22 protein-coding genes are annotated in these 15,038 nt (G+C 37.8%); 10 read left to right on the top strand and 12 right to left on the bottom strand.

The annotated features are described in order from the left end of the window. From iglH to tssB, 11 genes are all read right to left on the bottom strand, one after another. A partial coding sequence (gene iglH / locus BGC07_RS20515) for a type VI secretion system baseplate subunit TssF/IglH (RefSeq protein ID WP_158006859.1) occupies window positions 1-1,286 on the bottom strand: 1,286 nt, incomplete at its 3' end. A gap of 11 nt (window positions 1,287-1,297) precedes the next feature. After that, window positions 1,298-1,633 (bottom strand): hypothetical protein, encoded by a 336-nt coding sequence (locus BGC07_RS03780; protein ID WP_069312017.1) that lies wholly within the window; start codon window positions 1,631-1,633, stop codon window positions 1,298-1,300. 5 nt (window positions 1,634-1,638) lie between these two features. Further along, a complete protein-coding gene (locus tag BGC07_RS03775) occupies window positions 1,639-2,751 on the bottom strand; it encodes a hypothetical protein (protein WP_069312016.1) in 1,113 nt (370 codons plus the stop codon). After that, window positions 2,702-3,256, bottom strand: coding sequence for a hypothetical protein (locus tag BGC07_RS03770; protein WP_069312015.1), 555 nt, complete (start codon window positions 3,254-3,256; stop codon window positions 2,702-2,704). Before BGC07_RS03770 ends, BGC07_RS03775 begins: the two co-directional genes overlap by 50 nt. 44 nt (window positions 3,257-3,300) lie before the next feature. Beyond that, window positions 3,301-4,068: a type VI secretion system baseplate subunit TssK gene (gene tssK / locus BGC07_RS03765; protein WP_069312014.1), complete on the bottom strand. Its 768-nt coding sequence runs from the start codon at window positions 4,066-4,068 to the stop codon at window positions 3,301-3,303. After that, window positions 4,043-4,540, bottom strand: a complete 498-nt coding sequence (locus BGC07_RS20035) for a type VI secretion system baseplate subunit TssK (RefSeq protein WP_069312013.1) — start codon at window positions 4,538-4,540, stop codon at window positions 4,043-4,045. Before BGC07_RS20035 ends, tssK begins: the two co-directional genes overlap by 26 nt. A gap of 8 nt (window positions 4,541-4,548) precedes the next feature. Continuing rightward, complete coding sequence (locus tag BGC07_RS03755) at window positions 4,549-4,884, bottom strand: hypothetical protein (protein WP_139121611.1); 336 nt, start codon at window positions 4,882-4,884, stop codon at window positions 4,549-4,551. Next, entirely contained in the window at window positions 4,844-5,110 is a 267-nt protein-coding gene (locus BGC07_RS03750; RefSeq protein WP_069312011.1) for a hypothetical protein, read from the bottom strand. The genes BGC07_RS03755 and BGC07_RS03750 overlap by 41 nt, the downstream gene beginning before the upstream one ends. A 29-nt stretch (window positions 5,111-5,139) precedes the next feature. After that, window positions 5,140-6,060: a type VI secretion system contractile sheath large subunit gene (gene tssC, locus BGC07_RS03745; protein ID WP_268801603.1), complete on the bottom strand. Its 921-nt coding sequence runs from the start codon at window positions 6,058-6,060 to the stop codon at window positions 5,140-5,142. Continuing rightward, window positions 6,014-6,646 carry a type VI secretion system contractile sheath domain-containing protein gene (locus BGC07_RS23020; RefSeq protein ID WP_268801602.1) on the bottom strand — a complete coding sequence of 211 codons (633 nt, stop codon included), beginning with the start codon at window positions 6,644-6,646 and terminating at the stop codon, window positions 6,014-6,016. The genes tssC and BGC07_RS23020 overlap by 47 nt, the downstream gene beginning before the upstream one ends. A gap of 21 nt (window positions 6,647-6,667) precedes the next feature. Next, window positions 6,668-7,186 (bottom strand): type VI secretion system contractile sheath small subunit, encoded by a 519-nt coding sequence (tssB, locus tag BGC07_RS03740; RefSeq protein WP_069312010.1) that lies wholly within the window; start codon window positions 7,184-7,186, stop codon window positions 6,668-6,670. A gap of 562 nt (window positions 7,187-7,748) precedes the next feature. Here tssB and BGC07_RS03735 point away from each other — a divergent pair. The 3 genes from BGC07_RS03735 to BGC07_RS03725 are packed head-to-tail and all read left to right on the top strand — an operon-like array spanning window position 7,749 to window position 9,791. Next, window positions 7,749-8,543 carry a hypothetical protein gene (locus BGC07_RS03735; RefSeq protein ID WP_069312009.1) on the top strand — a complete coding sequence of 265 codons (795 nt, stop codon included), beginning with the start codon at window positions 7,749-7,751 and terminating at the stop codon, window positions 8,541-8,543. Between the two features lie 43 nt (window positions 8,544-8,586). Next, the gene (locus BGC07_RS03730) at window positions 8,587-9,009 is read left to right on the top strand and encodes a hypothetical protein (RefSeq protein ID WP_069312008.1); all 423 of its coding nucleotides are present in this window, start codon (window positions 8,587-8,589) and stop codon (window positions 9,007-9,009) included. 5 nt (window positions 9,010-9,014) lie between these two features. Continuing rightward, a complete protein-coding gene (locus BGC07_RS03725) occupies window positions 9,015-9,791 on the top strand; it encodes a hypothetical protein (protein WP_139121610.1) in 777 nt (258 codons plus the stop codon). Here BGC07_RS03725 and BGC07_RS21685 read toward each other — a convergent pair. Beyond that, a complete protein-coding gene (locus BGC07_RS21685; protein WP_235602903.1) occupies window positions 9,783-9,920 on the bottom strand; it encodes a hypothetical protein in 138 nt (45 codons plus the stop codon). The genes BGC07_RS03725 and BGC07_RS21685 overlap by 9 nt on opposite strands. A 45-nt stretch (window positions 9,921-9,965) precedes the next feature. Between BGC07_RS21685 and BGC07_RS03720 the strand changes: the two genes are divergently transcribed. From BGC07_RS03720 to BGC07_RS03690, 7 genes are all read left to right on the top strand, one after another. Further along, on the top strand, window positions 9,966-10,535 hold the full coding sequence (locus BGC07_RS03720) for a hypothetical protein (RefSeq protein ID WP_069312006.1): 570 nt from the start codon (window positions 9,966-9,968) through the stop codon (window positions 10,533-10,535). An 84-nt stretch (window positions 10,536-10,619) separates the two neighbouring features. Further along, window positions 10,620-10,853 carry a hypothetical protein gene (locus BGC07_RS03715; protein ID WP_069312005.1) on the top strand — a complete coding sequence of 78 codons (234 nt, stop codon included), beginning with the start codon at window positions 10,620-10,622 and terminating at the stop codon, window positions 10,851-10,853. A 23-nt stretch (window positions 10,854-10,876) separates the two neighbouring features. Continuing rightward, entirely contained in the window at window positions 10,877-11,830 is a 954-nt protein-coding gene (locus BGC07_RS03710; RefSeq protein ID WP_139121608.1) for a hypothetical protein, read from the top strand. 35 nt (window positions 11,831-11,865) lie between these two features. Next, on the top strand, window positions 11,866-12,255 hold the full coding sequence (locus BGC07_RS03705; protein WP_069312003.1) for a hypothetical protein: 390 nt from the start codon (window positions 11,866-11,868) through the stop codon (window positions 12,253-12,255). A gap of 58 nt (window positions 12,256-12,313) precedes the next feature. Beyond that, entirely contained in the window at window positions 12,314-12,559 is a 246-nt protein-coding gene (locus tag BGC07_RS03700) for a hypothetical protein (RefSeq protein WP_069312002.1), read from the top strand. A gap of 47 nt (window positions 12,560-12,606) precedes the next feature. After that, window positions 12,607-13,278, top strand: a complete 672-nt coding sequence (locus BGC07_RS03695; RefSeq protein ID WP_139121607.1) for a hypothetical protein — start codon at window positions 12,607-12,609, stop codon at window positions 13,276-13,278. A 16-nt stretch (window positions 13,279-13,294) separates the two neighbouring features. Then, window positions 13,295-14,857, top strand: a complete 1,563-nt coding sequence (locus tag BGC07_RS03690; RefSeq protein ID WP_069312000.1) for an Mbeg1-like protein — start codon at window positions 13,295-13,297, stop codon at window positions 14,855-14,857. The last annotated feature ends 181 nt before the right edge of the window (window positions 14,858-15,038 follow it).

Genomic DNA, 15,038 nt, shown 5'->3' with positions numbered 1-15,038 from the left:
ATTAAAGCAATATCATCATGTTTTATGATGCGTTGGTTTTTAATGTTTGCGAGTTCAATAAGGTTTTCAACTTTTAGTTGTTCATTGAGATGTGTCGTTGGTTGAGAGTTAAGCAAATTAACTTTTAAGTGATTTTCACTGCGGTTATAGAAAGTAAGGTTTAGTTCAGACTGTCGAAAATAATCAAGTTGAAACCAGTCCGCATCGATAAAGATTGTGCGCGATTTTGATATGTTTTCGGGGAAGTGAAAACGCAGTTCTGAGTAATTACTCTCTGAGAAGTGCTGGATAAGCTCGTAAGAAGCGGCACCTGTTTCAGCAAGATGGCTTGGAAATAGATTAATCGTTTCGCCATTTTCTTTATAATATGCTTTTTTAATATTAGCAAGTTGGAACTTTCCATGGATATCTGGGTGAATAATAGGGTAAGCTTCTTGGAACCCTTGTACATCGATGGGGAGAGCATGCTCTGATGAGATATTTGTAAACGGCAGAACATTCGCATAGATTAGATTGTTTAATTCTAGATCATTTATAATGTTTTTATCTATTTTAATTTTAAGATTAATGTTGTCAATAGCATCTAAAGGAAGTTCTTCAAAGTGAATATTAATGAAGTTATTTAATTCTGGGAAATTTAAAAAATCTTTTATCTGTTCAATGGGATGATTTTTGCCAAAGGAAAGTTTTTTTATTTTAATTTTTTCAGTTGCAACTACTTTCCCCTGACTGATAAATTCAGCTTTGCTATTTAATGCACGAATCAACTGATGACGCAATAAAAAGGCAGATTCTACTTGGTGAGATACATGCAAGTAAAGCGGTAGTGTATGCCAACGATAAACGATTGGGCTGTTTAATTTAATGTTAAGTGATAATATGCCACGGATAGCGTCGATTTGTGAGCTTTCCAAAACCAATGGATAAATATGCCATGACCCAAGAGGTTTGAAAATTAGATTTTGATTGTTAGTAATACCCTTGATTGACTCATGACGATAAATAGGCATTGCTTCGGCAAAGTGATGTTGATTTTTAATTTGAGCAATGCACTTACTAAAGGTTGGTTTGAGGAAAAAAGGAAAATAGCGCATGAGTTGCTGTTGACGCAATTGTTGCAGCTGCTTATGAGCACTTTCTTCAATTTTTTGTGAGAAAGAAGCGACAGCGTGTAACAGAGGCTCAAATTCACTGTTTACTTTATTGTCTCGACTAATTCTTTTAACCCAACGCGTAAGTTGTTCTTTCTTTTGGTGTGTTTGTTTTTTTTGAGTAGAGTTTAGCATAATAATAATTATTAATTTAAGTGGATCTCGCCACCTTTAAGATTAATGGGGCCGGGTGAATTCATGTCTAAGCCGCCAGCCTGACAATCAATCTTTGTGCCACCGCAATTGCCTGTGAGTCCTGTGCTTGCATTAAGAGCGATAGTTTGGTTTGCTAACGCATTGATATTTTTCATGCTATTGATGGTAACTCCAGTAGCATCGAGTGTGATGCTTGATTGATTATTGAAGCTAAGTACGATCTTTTCATCGTCCATTTGGATAAAGCTCTTTGATTGGTCAATTGAGATGCGAATTCCCCCATTTTCTGAGAACTCGATATCACAGTTTAGCTTTTTGCCGGCCATGATTATTATCCTTTATGATGCAATGAAAAGTTGATTTTGCCTTTAGTCATCGAGACAAACTGGGTGGTATTGCCGTTATTTTGTGATAAATCTAAAGTCGCGACATCACCATCATAATGTTGGTTGAGTTGTGCGGCTGTTGACTCATTGAGCCCCATCTTGATGCCGTTGCCTTGCTTGTCATTTGAAGACTGTAGCTCTGGCCGCCAGTCAAGTTGATGTTTAATTTCTGCATTTTCTTGGAATAATTTTATTAAAACACGTTGGTTTTTATACAGTGGAAAAAACATGTGGCCTGTTAATGTATTGGGTGCATGAGCAGTTTGAATATGCTGATTTCCCCACAACGGGACTGCAACTTTATAGTAGATTTGTTGGTTATTTTTGTCCTGTTCTAAATCAAAGGATAAGTCATCCGTATTACGGACCTCACTGACAATTAAGCCTTCAACTTCTACTGGGCTAAATAATTGTTTTTTAAATGGTAGGTAGTGAGTAGGATTATTAATAGGCTCTAATTCTAGTTTAAGCTTTGTTAAAAATTTCGCTTGGTTGACTTTGTAGTCAATGTCGCTATATTTTGTTAATGCTTTTAAATTTAAATGCAAGTGAGTCACTCGCTGATTGTGTTGAGTGCTACTATCCTCTTTACTCCAGCCATAATCATTTAAATCATGCAATGCACCGGGCAAAAGGTCGATATTTGGATAATCATCGAATTCTAATTCAAGTCGGCTGTGTTGTTGGTGTTGTTGACGATTAAAGTGGGAAGCTGCTTGTTGAACATGATGATCAAAGCTTTGTTGAACGGGAGTGCAGCTAACATGTGATTGATAAATACTCGCTGTTTGTGCATGGTTACTGATTTCTTTGCGTGCATCGCTACTATAAGCGTAACCATTTAAGTGCTCTAGGTTGCACCAACTGGTATTCGGTAGTTTAATGACGGCTTGTTTGGTGAAACTTTTATAATATTGGTGATTTTCATGTCGATCCAGTGCTGCTTTATTTGCAGTGATTAAGTAGTTATCTTGTGCTGAATTGTAAAGTAGTACACCGTTATATTGGTCAATCACTGCACTTAAATATTGGTAAAATGAAACATAAGGGTTCACCATGATCATTTTTTTGCGATGCAGAAAATGCATCAAGCTCTGAACTACAATTTAACCCATCAAAAGAGTGAGTGGCAATTATCTGCTTATAGTTTGTATTGGTATATAAGCGAGCTGGTTTATGCTGTGACCAGAATGCACAAGCTCGATCAATAAATGTCACCGAATAGCAGCGAGAATATGTTGGGTTGTCTGTGACTTCGATGCTAGCGCTTTGTTTTAAAATGTGCTTTTCACAGATAATGCCTTTAATAGTGATTCGTGATTGCTCACGCTCAGCTGCTGGGTAATAGCAATTAACAAGGCTTAGTGTCGCCTCCAGAGCGAAAGGAGCTTGTAATTTTTCTAAAATATAATCATGGTTTCCTTCTTGATTTGAAACAAAAAAGTTAACAATTGTTTTATGCCCGTAGGGGGTTAGTTTAACATCGATACCATGAATACTTGCTCCAGGGATCACAATTCCTGCAACATCAAAGGTAATGTCAAATGTTTGACCTTTCGGCATATTTTTATATCCTTGTATTACTTTTTAATTTATTACTTATTGCGTTAGCCGTGAGTAATAAAATAAAGATAGAATTTTGTTTCAGAAAAGTCAGGGTGATCGTAGAAACAAACGGCTTGCTCTTTCATGATATTATCCCACTCTAGGCCAAAGTCGATTTGGTAGAAATCAACGTTGGCACCAAAGCCATGTTGGAAAGGTAAGTTGGCGAGTTTCTTAATGGGGAGCCCTGGCAGCGATAATTTATAAGTGAGAGAAAGCCGTGATAATGAAGCAAGCTTAATCTGACTTAAATTAATATGGTCATGGGCGTTCTGCTTTTGGACTAAAATATAAGCATGAGAAGCTTGGTAAATACTGTCAGGTAGATTTTGGCAGATTAGATGGCCATCTTGGTTCTTAAAGTCCAGATAGATAATGCGCTCATTGTCGTGATTAAACAGAGATTTTATTTTTTCGATAGGTTGCATGAGTGTGTTGTAGAGTTTATGGTGTAAATAATCTGATAATTGCTCAGGTATAATATCAAAATAGAAGCAGGTGTCTAAATAAAGTTGATTAATCTTCTCGTGTAAATAATAAGGATGCGTCTTAATATTATTATTCAGGCCAGCAATATGTTGTATTAATAAATAAACAGACTTTAAGCACTGTTGAGCTTTGACTGACTTTAAACCATCAATTGATGAAGCTAAGCTAAGTTTTAGGCTTTCTTCTAGCTCAACAAGTAATGAGTCGAGCTGATAGAAAAATTGTTGGGTGAGCGTGGTTTTTATAAAGCGGATGCTAGGGGGAAAGTAGATTTTTTTCAAACACCCAGTGACCCGAGACTGTTTCTTCAAGTTGGCCAAGAGGCAAGCTAATGTGAGCGTTGTCGAGCGTATTAATTGCAAGTTGGATGATAAAGCGTTTTTTCTGTATATCATTATTATTAACACGTTCTTGAAAGATTTCTTCCCCTAAATGATTAAGGTACAGTGTGACCTCACGCTGATGAACTTCTTGCAATGCTAGAGTATTAATATGGATATTATCCGCTAATTTTAGCAAAGTGCCATCAGGAAGCAGGTAGGTGAATGATTTTAATCTGACAAGCCCAGCTTTTTCGAGAAGCTCATTATCCCAATCAAAGTCAATAACACCTTCTAAGGGTAAGCCGAATTGCTGCAAGCGTAATAAGGTTTCAGCATAAAACGCTTGCTCCTGAGCATGGAAATGCTCAGGAGCAAGTTGCTGACCTAAATGCCAGTTGACTCTGGCAAGATTATGATCATGCTTTGTCATGAATAGCCTTAAGCGTTAGTCACACCATATTGGTGACAATTTTTCTGAGTTTCACTGACTGCGGTAATGTAGATTTGCTCTTCTGGCTTCGGGCGCAACGTAACAGTGAGTCGGTAGTTTAAGGGTTGCTGTACATCTGCTGCTGTTTCTTTTTCTAAGGAGATATTTAGTTTGCCTGTTTCGTCTTTATCAACGACGGATTTTAAAGACTGATTATCTGTATGATAGGCTTTGAAATATTTCTTTTGGTTTGGGTCATATGCGTAGACGATATGAGAGTGTTCGATATCAGTATTATCCATCTTATTTGCATAAGCGGCTAATTTTTCGCTGATTCGCAACACTTAAGCGCATAATGTACTTTGTTGCATCAGTTGGTTGAACAGCACGCTCGGTATGCTCAATAACAGCAACAGCATTTAAGTCGCCATCTGGGGTTTTAACCTGGATATCTGCCGCAAGTTGTTCTGTACCGATTGTTAATGCATCAAGAAAGCCAAATGGCACTTGTTTGTTTTTATTGTAGTTAAAACCTTGTTCAACGTTACAGGGGTATTCGTTATTGACCATGATTATAGTCTCCTTGTTATAGAAATGGTTTAATTGCCATCGAGGCGTGTGTCGAGACGTAGTTCAGCATTCATTCCTTCAAACTGAATATGAGGAAGAATGCGGAAGCTACAGTGATACCAGCCTGGCTCGCCAGGGGTTGGTGTTACAGAAACATCTGCTTTTTTAAATGGAAAACGCCCAGTCGTAATATCATTCGGGTTAGTAACTTCAGAAACGTAATTATTAACCCAAGAGGACATTTGCTTTTGAACATAGTTTTGGTCTGCTGAAGAGCCAATATTGTCTCGCATCATGCGTTTGACGTAATGAGCAATACGTGTCACTGACATGGTATAGGCTAGATTAGTCACCAGCTTGGCATTTTCACTGTCTTTAGGGTCAATAAAGTCTTCAGGTGCTTTTAAAGACTGTGTGCTGAAAAAACAGGCGTTTGCAGAACCTTTTTGATAAACGAGCGGCATAAAGCCTGAATTTGCAAACTCAAGTTCGCGATAATCTGGAATGGCGAATTCAACAGGTATTTTAATCTCTTCTTGGCCACGAATATTAAAAGTATGAACGGGCAGTCCTGCAATTTCACCACCACCTTTAGGGCCGCGAATTGATTGACACCAGCCGGTTGTTTCGAAAGCACGAACCAGGTTGCGAGCAAATAGCATAGAGGCATTGCCCCATAGATAACCCTTGTTATCATGTCCTGAGGTATCTTCTTTAAAGGAGCGTAAAACATTGCCCGCAGGGTTACTCACTGGGTCATAAGGGAGGCGTACCATGTATCGAGGCAAAGTAAGGCCAATATAAGCAGCTTCATCGCTATTTCTAAAAGCGTTCCAGTGGCCGTATTTTGGATGCTTCATCAGGCCTTCGAGGTCTTTTATATTAGATAGTTCTTCTGAGGTATTACAGCCAAAAAAGCTGAGGGCCGACAGAAGCAGTGAATGGCGCATGGCTTGCGGCTGCAAGTTTAGACATGTTTTTTAGCCATTCAATATTTTTTGGTGTGTGCTCAAATTCATAAAGACCGATGACCGAGCCATAAGGCTCACCACCATATTGATCGTATTCTTCGGTATATACTTTTTTAAATAAGGCACTGCCGGTCATATCAGATGAGTTACATTCAAAGTCTTCTGCAATTTCATCTTTTTCTGCATCGAATAAATCAATTTTAATGTTGGCACGGAAGTTAGTATTTTTTACTAAGTCATCAATCGAGCACCAGGTTGACTCTAAGCGCTGAAATTCAGGAGCATGGAGAACTTCATTCACTTGCTCATTAATAATGCTATCAACACGATGAATGAGACCTTGAATCATGCTTTTGTTGAAGCCGTTATTTTCTTCATCTTCATCCAGGTTAACAAGGAGGGCAGCAACGCTAGAAATTAAGCGTTCTTCATCGGTTACTTGCTCATTAATGGTTGATAAATCATCACTGATCATTGGTAAATAATCAGTTGTTTCTGTTGTAAGGCTCGCACTTAATAGCAAGTCATTTAAACTAATATCTTCGGTCGTGACAGTCTTATCCATTACAATGCCTATTATCTTTATTTATTGTGAATGCGTTGGGAGTCGGTAATTTTGAAACCCATTTAGCTTTTCTTTAATCTGGTTGACCGATTGCTTATTTTGCAATAGTTCGTTGAGTTTGCGACGGAACTCTTTTTTGTTATCGACAACAGACTGTAATTCGAGTAGTAACTTTTTCATGAGTAGCAATGAATTAACTTTAGGAATGTTTTCGGCAATTTTCTCAGGGTTGAATGAGTGCATTCCTTCAATTGGCAATTGGACGTCAATTTCACTGCAGTTTTTTGGATCAATTTTGTTTTCAACCTTGCAATTGATTGTCATTGCCATGTCTTTCATAACCGCATTTAGGTTATTACCATGCAATTGGCGTGCTTCGCGATCTTCAATTTCCAGTTGGCGGTCCTTAGAAGAGCCTTGGGAAAGATCGCCGATCACCATCATTTTTAAAGGAAGCTCAACTTCTTTTTTCTGGCCTTGGACTGTGGTTGGGTAACGCAGGGTGATGCGTGATTTTGGCAGTTTATCTTGGATTGCCATTATTCGATTAACTCCTTGCCTAGTGAGATTGTCATTGATTAGAAAAGTTTGTTTTATTTTAAAATTTAAATAAGCTTGTTTTTAATTTGTGTTTTTGACTTATTTTTCAGGGTGAGCGGGTATAAGATAAAGTGCCTGTTATCTATGTGCTGTTGAACTGTGTTGAATATGAAGTCCATTTATTGTCGCTCTTATATTTTTGTTTTATATTCTCAATGAGGCACATGATCATATTATTTTAATGAATTGTCAATATTTCTTGAATAAATTATTTTAAATCTTTAATTTAATACTGGCTTTGTGATTTATTTGCCGTACTATTGGCTTTAAATTGAGTTTGAGTGATTGCTTAACTTAATTTTAAATTAAGTAAGATATTGTTAATTATCTTGTTTAAGATGATGATTTCTTTTTCTGGTTAGCGTTATTTCAATTTATAGTGTAAATGCCTTGTTTTCTTACCATTCGCACCGTAGAATTTGAGCCCAGTGGATTGGACTTAGAAAGCCAGAGGCGGTGATAAAAATTAAAATATACACGTATCAATAGGGATTATTAACCATTGTTAGAACACTATATCCAGAAAAACGTTAATAAATTTGAGTTGATTCCTCTGTTGCAAGCTGTAGAGCAAGCAGGTTATGAGCCAAGTCAATGGTTTTTTAAACGTAGTCAGCAAACGTTATCGCCGACATCGATTGTTGAAGCTATTTCTTTTGAAAATGGTATTGCCTGGTTCGAAGTGAATTTAAGCTTATGTGGTCCGTTAGGAGAATTGCCTGATTTATTCATTGTCTCTGTTGATGAAAATGAAGAACTAGCAGAGGTTTTTGATGTGATTGTGCATCACCTGATTCAGCAGTATGTTGGTGTTTTATATCCAGAGCGTCATCTATCGCTCGCGGCGTCTTTTTGTCAAGGCCAAGCGGTGCTCTCGCTTGTGGATGCACCTCAGCAATCTGCAAGCTTTATTTGTTATATGGTTGAGCAATGTTTTAGTGATTTTGATCTTGAGATTGCTCTTGACAGTTGTTCTGAAGCTGAAGTGAATCAGCGTAACAAGTTAGGGATTACTCGCATGGGTTTAGATTCAACCTTAGGGCCTTATGGGCATTTTAGCCGGCAGCAGCTTACATTACGATTTTTTTCTGAATCCTTAATGGCCTCAGCAGAGGTTGAACAGATTAAGCAGCGTTGTCGTCAATTATTGATACCTAAGCTAGAGCGTTGTGCTGAAAATATGCGGATTGATGTGCGGAATGTTATTGAAGATCCATCATTGTATAGTTGTTTGCCAATGGCGTGTGGTGAGCGCCTGATTCAGCAAGAGTGCCAGATGTATAGCATTGTCATTTAGGTTTCGTTATAAACAGCAGAGTAAAAACAGAGGAAAAAGCTCGATGAAAATAAAACAGTGGTCGTTCTTAGTGGTTGCATTATTTGCACTGACTTTAACGGGTTGCTCGTTATTTACGACCAAACAAAAGAAAATACAGTTAACTATAGACAGTAGTGCATTATCGAATAATGCCAAAGTGTTCTATGTGATGGTTAAAGCGACGGATAAAAACGGCTTTTTAACCGATAGCTATGATACTTTGTATAATCAGCTATTCACCTCAGCGACGCTTTATCGCAGTGTAATTAAGCCAGGGCAAACGTTAACGGCTGATATTCCGGTGACTACCTCGAAAGATTTTGGTGTATACTTCTTTTTTACTAACCCAACAGACCGCTGGAAAGTATTAATCACTCAGCCGATTCCCGACGATTATACGGTTAAATTAGGTGTGAACGGCATTACTGATACGTCAGCGGATTAATGGTTATGCCAAAGGAGCGGCTTGCCCATACAGTAGACTTACTTTCAGCAGGGCAGGGCTGCCCGACAAGTTGGTTATCAAGTTTAAATCAGCAAGATGATCTATCGCAAGAGCTACGTCCCTTATTAATCGACAAGATGGACGATAGCTTAACGTTACAGCACTGTGTCGGTCACATCGACCTTTATCAGTTGCTTATTGGCCGACATGCATGTGGGAAAGGCGCTTACTTTTGTCCAGAAACGAATACACAGTATCTGTATGGTGAGTGGGCAAGCTTTATTGCTTCTTTAGCAGAGCACTGGCAGTTATTAGGTGTTGAGTCTGGGCAAACACTATTAGTTGTCGAAGAAGACCCACTTAAAGCGCTCTTAGCGGTATTAACCGGCTTTAAGCTAGGGTTGCATGTTGTCATTGTTGCAAGTTATGGTGACATTTATATTAAGAACCGTGCTCAGGAAATTGCTTTTGATTGTCATGTTTGTTCTTCGACTGGGCTTGCAGTGTTTAACAGCCAATTATTACCTTGTTTTTTTAAAGTACGACCTGTTGAAAGCTCAGAGAGCCACCGTTATGGGCCAGCTGAGCCGTGTTTGTCTTGCTTTTTACCGCAAGGTGGTCTGTATACGGTAACCGCCAGCCAGTTTATATTGCAACGTTTACGCGATGCCATTTGTGTTTTTAATTTACATTTGTCTTTTGAAAGTGTTTTATGTGTTCAACCGGTTGAGCAATTTATTTGGTTGGCCGTAACCCAGTTTTTTTATCTGCGGCTAAAATAATACATGTGATAAGTGCAGAAAGTTATTTAGAAAATCACGTATCATCTGAGCAATATCCTGTGATTTGTGATCAAAGCTTTGATTTAGAATTTCTGCAAAGCCTACAGGTTCGATACTTTTTTTTGTCATGCTTGGCAGCCGAGCCTGCCTAACTTATTGGGTCATAGTCGGCTAGTGGGTCATTTGGGTTATGGTAGTGCATTGTTTGAGATTTCTACTACGAATTATTTCAAGCCTGCATTGTTCTCAAATATAAGTGAGCTTGCTGTCGGTCAGCCGCTGTGCTATTTGAATAATGATAAAGTTTACTCACTTCCTGCAATTGTACAGCAGCTCTCTAATCAGCACTTTTTAAGCATGGATACAGAGCGCTACTTTAGTTTTTACATCAATGAAATTAAAAACTACCTATCTGAATCTGATTATGAAACGAGTCATATTTGGTGGGATGAGTTACGTGAGCGCTTAATTTGTCTAGTTTTTACTGGCAATAAAAGTAATAGCGCTGCAAACCAAGAAGAACGATGGATACAAGGGCGTGAATTACAGCTGGAGCTTAAGCAAGGCTTTGGTGCTTTTAGTCCACACCAAGTGCGTATTTATGGACAATATCAAATCCACGAACCAGCGATGCTGGAAAGTTTATTTTTCTCTGGGCTTTTGGATAAAAAAAATAACCTGCCAATTATTCATCAACTCAACCAGTTAAGACAAATTTTACCTGAATTATTAGAGCCCGTTTAAAACGCTATTTAAATTTAAATAAAGCAGATAATTTAAGTGGTTTTTAGTAAATTTTAGGTTATTAGACGAAAGGAAAATTACATTATGAGCGCTATGCCATTTCTTGCCCCCTTGTTAGACCATCAAGAGCGTTTACAAGGCTCAACTTTGATTAATTCTTGGCAGCCTTTGCTTGAAACTTTAGGTCAGATCGACCCTATCGCTGAGTTGTCAGAGCATACTCATCACTTTTCTGACCTGTCGCAAGGTGAAATTAATATCGAGAAGTTCGAAGAAGATTTTAATCAGCTAGAGCCAGTACGAAAAACAAAACTTTGATTTATTATTAAAATCATTTTTTAGTGAGTTTTTGGAAATTACCTTACGATCAGCATGAGAGTATTTTGGAATTTCCTCCATTACTTTATTTAGTCATGAGCTTAATGCATGCTCAAGATCATGTTGCTCCGGTTGAGAAGCAAGATAAGAAAAATGCCAATGTGCTGCGTTGGTTTAATAAGCGCCTGTTTCCGCGTATTGCAGCAATGCTTGAGAAAAAGCCGGAAAAAGGACTGGCAATGGCAGATGACAGTTGTGCGAAGCAAGCGATTCTTGAAGCTATTGCCGAGTATATTAAAGTTATTGAAGAAACATTACCACGTTATAAAGATATGGCGTTAGTGTTTAAAATTCGTAGTTTTATTAGTGATGCATTGCCAATTTATCATGCCAAACCGAAGCCTGATCCTGTTATTAATGAAACTAAAGATCAAGAAGAAAAAGTACTAAACCAAGATTTAATGCTAACTGAAAGTGAAATTAAGTTTCAACCGGTTTCGGTTGGGCAAGCGCTCCCAGCTCACACTACAGCTGTGGCAATGCAAGCGAATCCTACTGTTAATTCAAGTAAATGGCAAAAGCTTTTACAGTCAATTGAGCAAGCTAAGCAATTATATGACAATCAGCAGTTTAATAAGGCCTTCTTATTGACTGACCATTTAGAGAAAAAATTAAAATCATTTGATCCATTGGAGTACTTTGAAGAGGAACTTTCAGGATTAGCAGACCTTAAGGCTGTTTTAATTCCTTATGCAGTAGATATCGAGTCAACGCATCGCAATAATACAATGGCCTGGAAAAAAGCACAAGACGTGTGTGATATGTCGATTACAACTTTTATGAAAAAAGTGGATGATAAAGTTTTATCTGGAAATGAAGAGTTAAACAGGCAAAGTAAAAAAACAACTGAGACTCAAATAAAGCAAGAAGGGAATAGCAGTTCTTCAGGTGAGTTAGATGATGTTGTTAAGGGTTAACTGTGCATGGGAGTCTGGCTTAATAAGGGGGAAATATGCCAAAAAAACTGGAATTAACAATGGTTGCTACTGGGGTGTTATTTTCGCTAATAAGCGTTGCAAATATTAAGTCACTCACAGAAGCTGAATTTAAAGCCACTAAATTACCTTATTCAGTCATGGCCTATAGCAATAAATATGCCCATGAATACGGGCTAGATGCAAGTAAAGCGATAAAGCTGCCAAAAGGACTAGAAGCGATTAGATTAACTTTATATAAAAAGCATTATCCTAAAGGTGGAGGGATGTTAGCATTTGACGTGTATAAATGTTCAGCAGAGCTTTATGTGGATAAGGGGTTAGATATTTGGTGGCCGACAAATCAATCCAAAACTAGTAATGTAGAAACAGGCCAGACTGGGTTAAAAGCCTTTTTTTGCATCTAACTTATTAGAAAAATATGGAGAAAGGGTAGGACCAGAGCGTTATGCAGCAATTCGATACGTGGCTTTTGATAAAACAAAGTCACCTCAGTTTAATCAAGTAGTGCTCGATACGGGTTGTGCTTCATACCCTCGCACCTTTATGGATTTTTCTATTTGGTTAGAGAAGAAAGGTCACATTGACTATAGTCGTCAGTCGGTAGCTTATGTGCCAACTCCAGATGATTTCTATCATTTTCATATGCCTATTTCTTTAGAGAATAAATTTAATCAATATGCTTCTTATGCAGCAAAAAACCTTTATTAAGGAGGGCCTATGTTTAGAAAAAAATGCATCAATGCGCTTTTTTAAGTTTGGGGTTAAGCTTATTTGCTGCCACCAAAAGCTTTTCAAATAATAAACCACTCACCGAGGCTGAATTTAAAGCCACTAAACTGCCTTATTCGGTGATGGCCTATAGCAATAAATATGCCCATGAATACGGGCTAGATGCAAGTAAAGCGATCAAGCTGCCTAAAGGACTAGAAGCGATTAGATTAACTTTATATAAAAAGCATTATCCTAAAGGCGGAGGGATGTTAGCATTTGACATGTATAAATGCTCAGCAGAGCTTTATGTGGATAAAAACCTAAATTTATATTGGCCAGGAGACTCTGCTAAGGTTGATAAAGTAGGCGATCGAGGGCTGCAAAAATCTCAAGTGTCGACATCACAATTAGATCAAAAGGGGAAGTATTGGGTGCCTGGGCCTTATGCTTCAATGTTGTATGATTCCTATGATCGAACAATTAAGTCTGGTTTAGCAAAAATTAATCTAAGTTTTTTTGGTTGTGGTTATACACCTTCACGCTATACAACGGCACAAGATGGGTTAGTGATTTGGCTAGAGAAGCAAGGTGGACATAATTATGCCGCTATTGGTCAAGGAGAAAGAGAAATTAGTTCAAAAGATTTTTATATTTTTAAGCTTCCACAAAAGCTAGTTGATAGTTATTTGCCCTATGCACGTATGGCAGCAAGTTAATTGGAGGAAAATTAAAGTGAGCGAAGTTACATTAAGTGATTTGGCATTTTTGGCTAATGATGTTTATTTAAATCCAGGGAAGGAGCTAGCTTCTCCTAAGAATGCATCAGCAGATAGATATAGGTATTTGCTAGAGAATACAGAAACAGCGATTAATAGTGACCCACATGGACCGAAAGCAAATGGCTTTTTTGCCCGTACTTACAAATATAAACAGAATGGTAAAGAGGTTTTGATTGTTGCCTACCGTGGTACCAGCAATACTCCAGATGCTTATGTGGATGGTGATCTTGCTTCGAGTAATTCCTTAGCTCAAGGTCAAGATGCAATCAGCTTTTTATTTCAGGTACTTGTGTATGCAAAAGAGAAGAATATTGACCATAAAGATATTTATATCACTGGACATTCTTTAGGTGGCGGTTTAGCGCAATGGATATCCATGCTAACAGTAGATCAGCCGATGAAGTTTCAACTCGCTGAACCTACTGCTTTTAGAACGGTGGCGTTTAATCCGCCGGGAATGCAAAAATTGGCAGGGAAAAGTGCGGGCTTTTATGAGCATTATCAGCAAGGACAAACCTATAATCAGCACGAGGTTAAAGAAGCTCAGGAATATATGGAGTTTTATAATGCTGCGAAAACTGCCCAAGGAAGTTATGCGAATCCACAGGTTGCTAGAGTGGTTCAGGAAGGCATGGAGAGTATGTTTTCTGAGAAGAAATTAAAACATGCAGCAGAAATAATTAAGCACTATAAGCGCGAATATGGCGACCCGCCTAAGTTTTTTGATGTTTATAATTATGAAAGTTTTAAAAAGTTGATTAATCATCAAATGGTTTATAAAAATCGTCAAGATGCTTTACGTATGGGGCAGGAGACGATGGTATTTTTATGGGATATGTTATTTGATAATGATCAGGGTGGAGAGTGCTTTCAAGAATTAAGCAATTGCTACCCCCATATTTATAATTTCTCAGCTAAATATGACTTAGTGCATTGCTCTGGTTTTCCTGCGGGTAACATAATTAACTATGATATTGATACAACAGGTCAAATTTCTATTTATTGGAAACCAGAGCATTTGATTTTAACAAGTTATTTTTCTGTGAGAAGGCATATTCATAAATATCAATATGATTCTGCTAAAACCAAATTGATCTGTAAGCGGCTTGCAAATTATAGTGATCAGTCTATTGATTGGACAAAGCTTATTGAAAATACTGTAATGACAACTACTTACTCAAGTGTTAGTCCAGGCAGATTGCTTGCTAAAATGAGTCAAGTGATTCCTGCGGCAATTTATGGAGGAACTGCAGAACATTCAATGGGGAATATGCTTGCCTCCATTCATAAAAATACTGACCTCGCACAGGTTGCTATTGGCTATGATACGGTAAGAACATTGATCAACCTTGGTAAAAAGCGGAATGTTTATCTTTATACGACAGAAAGGCATGAAACTCTGGGTCGGGCAACACAAAAGAATGTTGTGACATATGAACAAGGTTACGCTAAAAAATCAGGAGGACATGCTGCACCTGTTTACCCTTATAACCAAGAAAACTATCAAACGTTTTAAACTTTTATAATTAGGGAGAAAATCATGTCAGATTATTTTAAAGAATGCAGTGTGATTCAAGGGTTTAATTTTAATCCTAATTTACAGCAGTGCTTTGGTTATATTAATTATTTACGTATTGGCGATTTAGAATTAACACCAGATATTACTATAAAAGTTCCTGTTGAAGGTGAAGCATCTT

It is taken from the genome of Piscirickettsia litoralis, from assembly GCF_001720395.1.
In the GTDB taxonomy this organism is placed as follows: Bacteria; Pseudomonadota; Gammaproteobacteria; order Piscirickettsiales; family Piscirickettsiaceae; genus Piscirickettsia; species Piscirickettsia litoralis.
Note: the sequence above shows the minus strand (reverse complement) of the source record. Positions and strands in the feature narration are given on the sequence as shown.

Coding starts and splice junctions, on each gene's coding strand:
- BGC07_RS03780 (WP_069312017.1), bottom strand. CDS start 1,633: ATGGCCGGCAAAAAGCTAAACTGTGATATCGAGTTCTCAGAAAATGGG.
- BGC07_RS21685 (WP_235602903.1), bottom strand. CDS start 9,920: ATGACAAAAAAAAGTATCGAACCTGTAGGCTTTGCAGAAATTCTAAAT.
- tssB (WP_069312010.1), bottom strand. CDS start 7,186: ATGGCAATCCAAGATAAACTGCCAAAATCACGCATCACCCTGCGTTAC.
- BGC07_RS03725 (WP_139121610.1), top strand. CDS start 9,015: ATGCCAAAGGAGCGGCTTGCCCATACAGTAGACTTACTTTCAGCAGGG.
- BGC07_RS03705 (WP_069312003.1), top strand. CDS start 11,866: ATGCCAAAAAAACTGGAATTAACAATGGTTGCTACTGGGGTGTTATTT.
- tssC (WP_268801603.1), bottom strand. CDS start 6,060: ATGCGCCATTCACTGCTTCTGTCGGCCCTCAGCTTTTTTGGCTGTAAT.
- BGC07_RS03770 (WP_069312015.1), bottom strand. CDS start 3,256: ATGCCGAAAGGTCAAACATTTGACATTACCTTTGATGTTGCAGGAATT.
- BGC07_RS03730 (WP_069312008.1), top strand. CDS start 8,587: ATGAAAATAAAACAGTGGTCGTTCTTAGTGGTTGCATTATTTGCACTG.
- BGC07_RS03750 (WP_069312011.1), bottom strand. CDS start 5,110: ATGGTCAATAACGAATACCCCTGTAACGTTGAACAAGGTTTTAACTAC.
- BGC07_RS23020 (WP_268801602.1), bottom strand. CDS start 6,646: ATGGATAAGACTGTCACGACCGAAGATATTAGTTTAAATGACTTGCTA.
- BGC07_RS03715 (WP_069312005.1), top strand. CDS start 10,620: ATGAGCGCTATGCCATTTCTTGCCCCCTTGTTAGACCATCAAGAGCGT.
- BGC07_RS20035 (WP_069312013.1), bottom strand. CDS start 4,540: ATGACAAAGCATGATCATAATCTTGCCAGAGTCAACTGGCATTTAGGT.
- BGC07_RS03775 (WP_069312016.1), bottom strand. CDS start 2,751: ATGGTGAACCCTTATGTTTCATTTTACCAATATTTAAGTGCAGTGATT.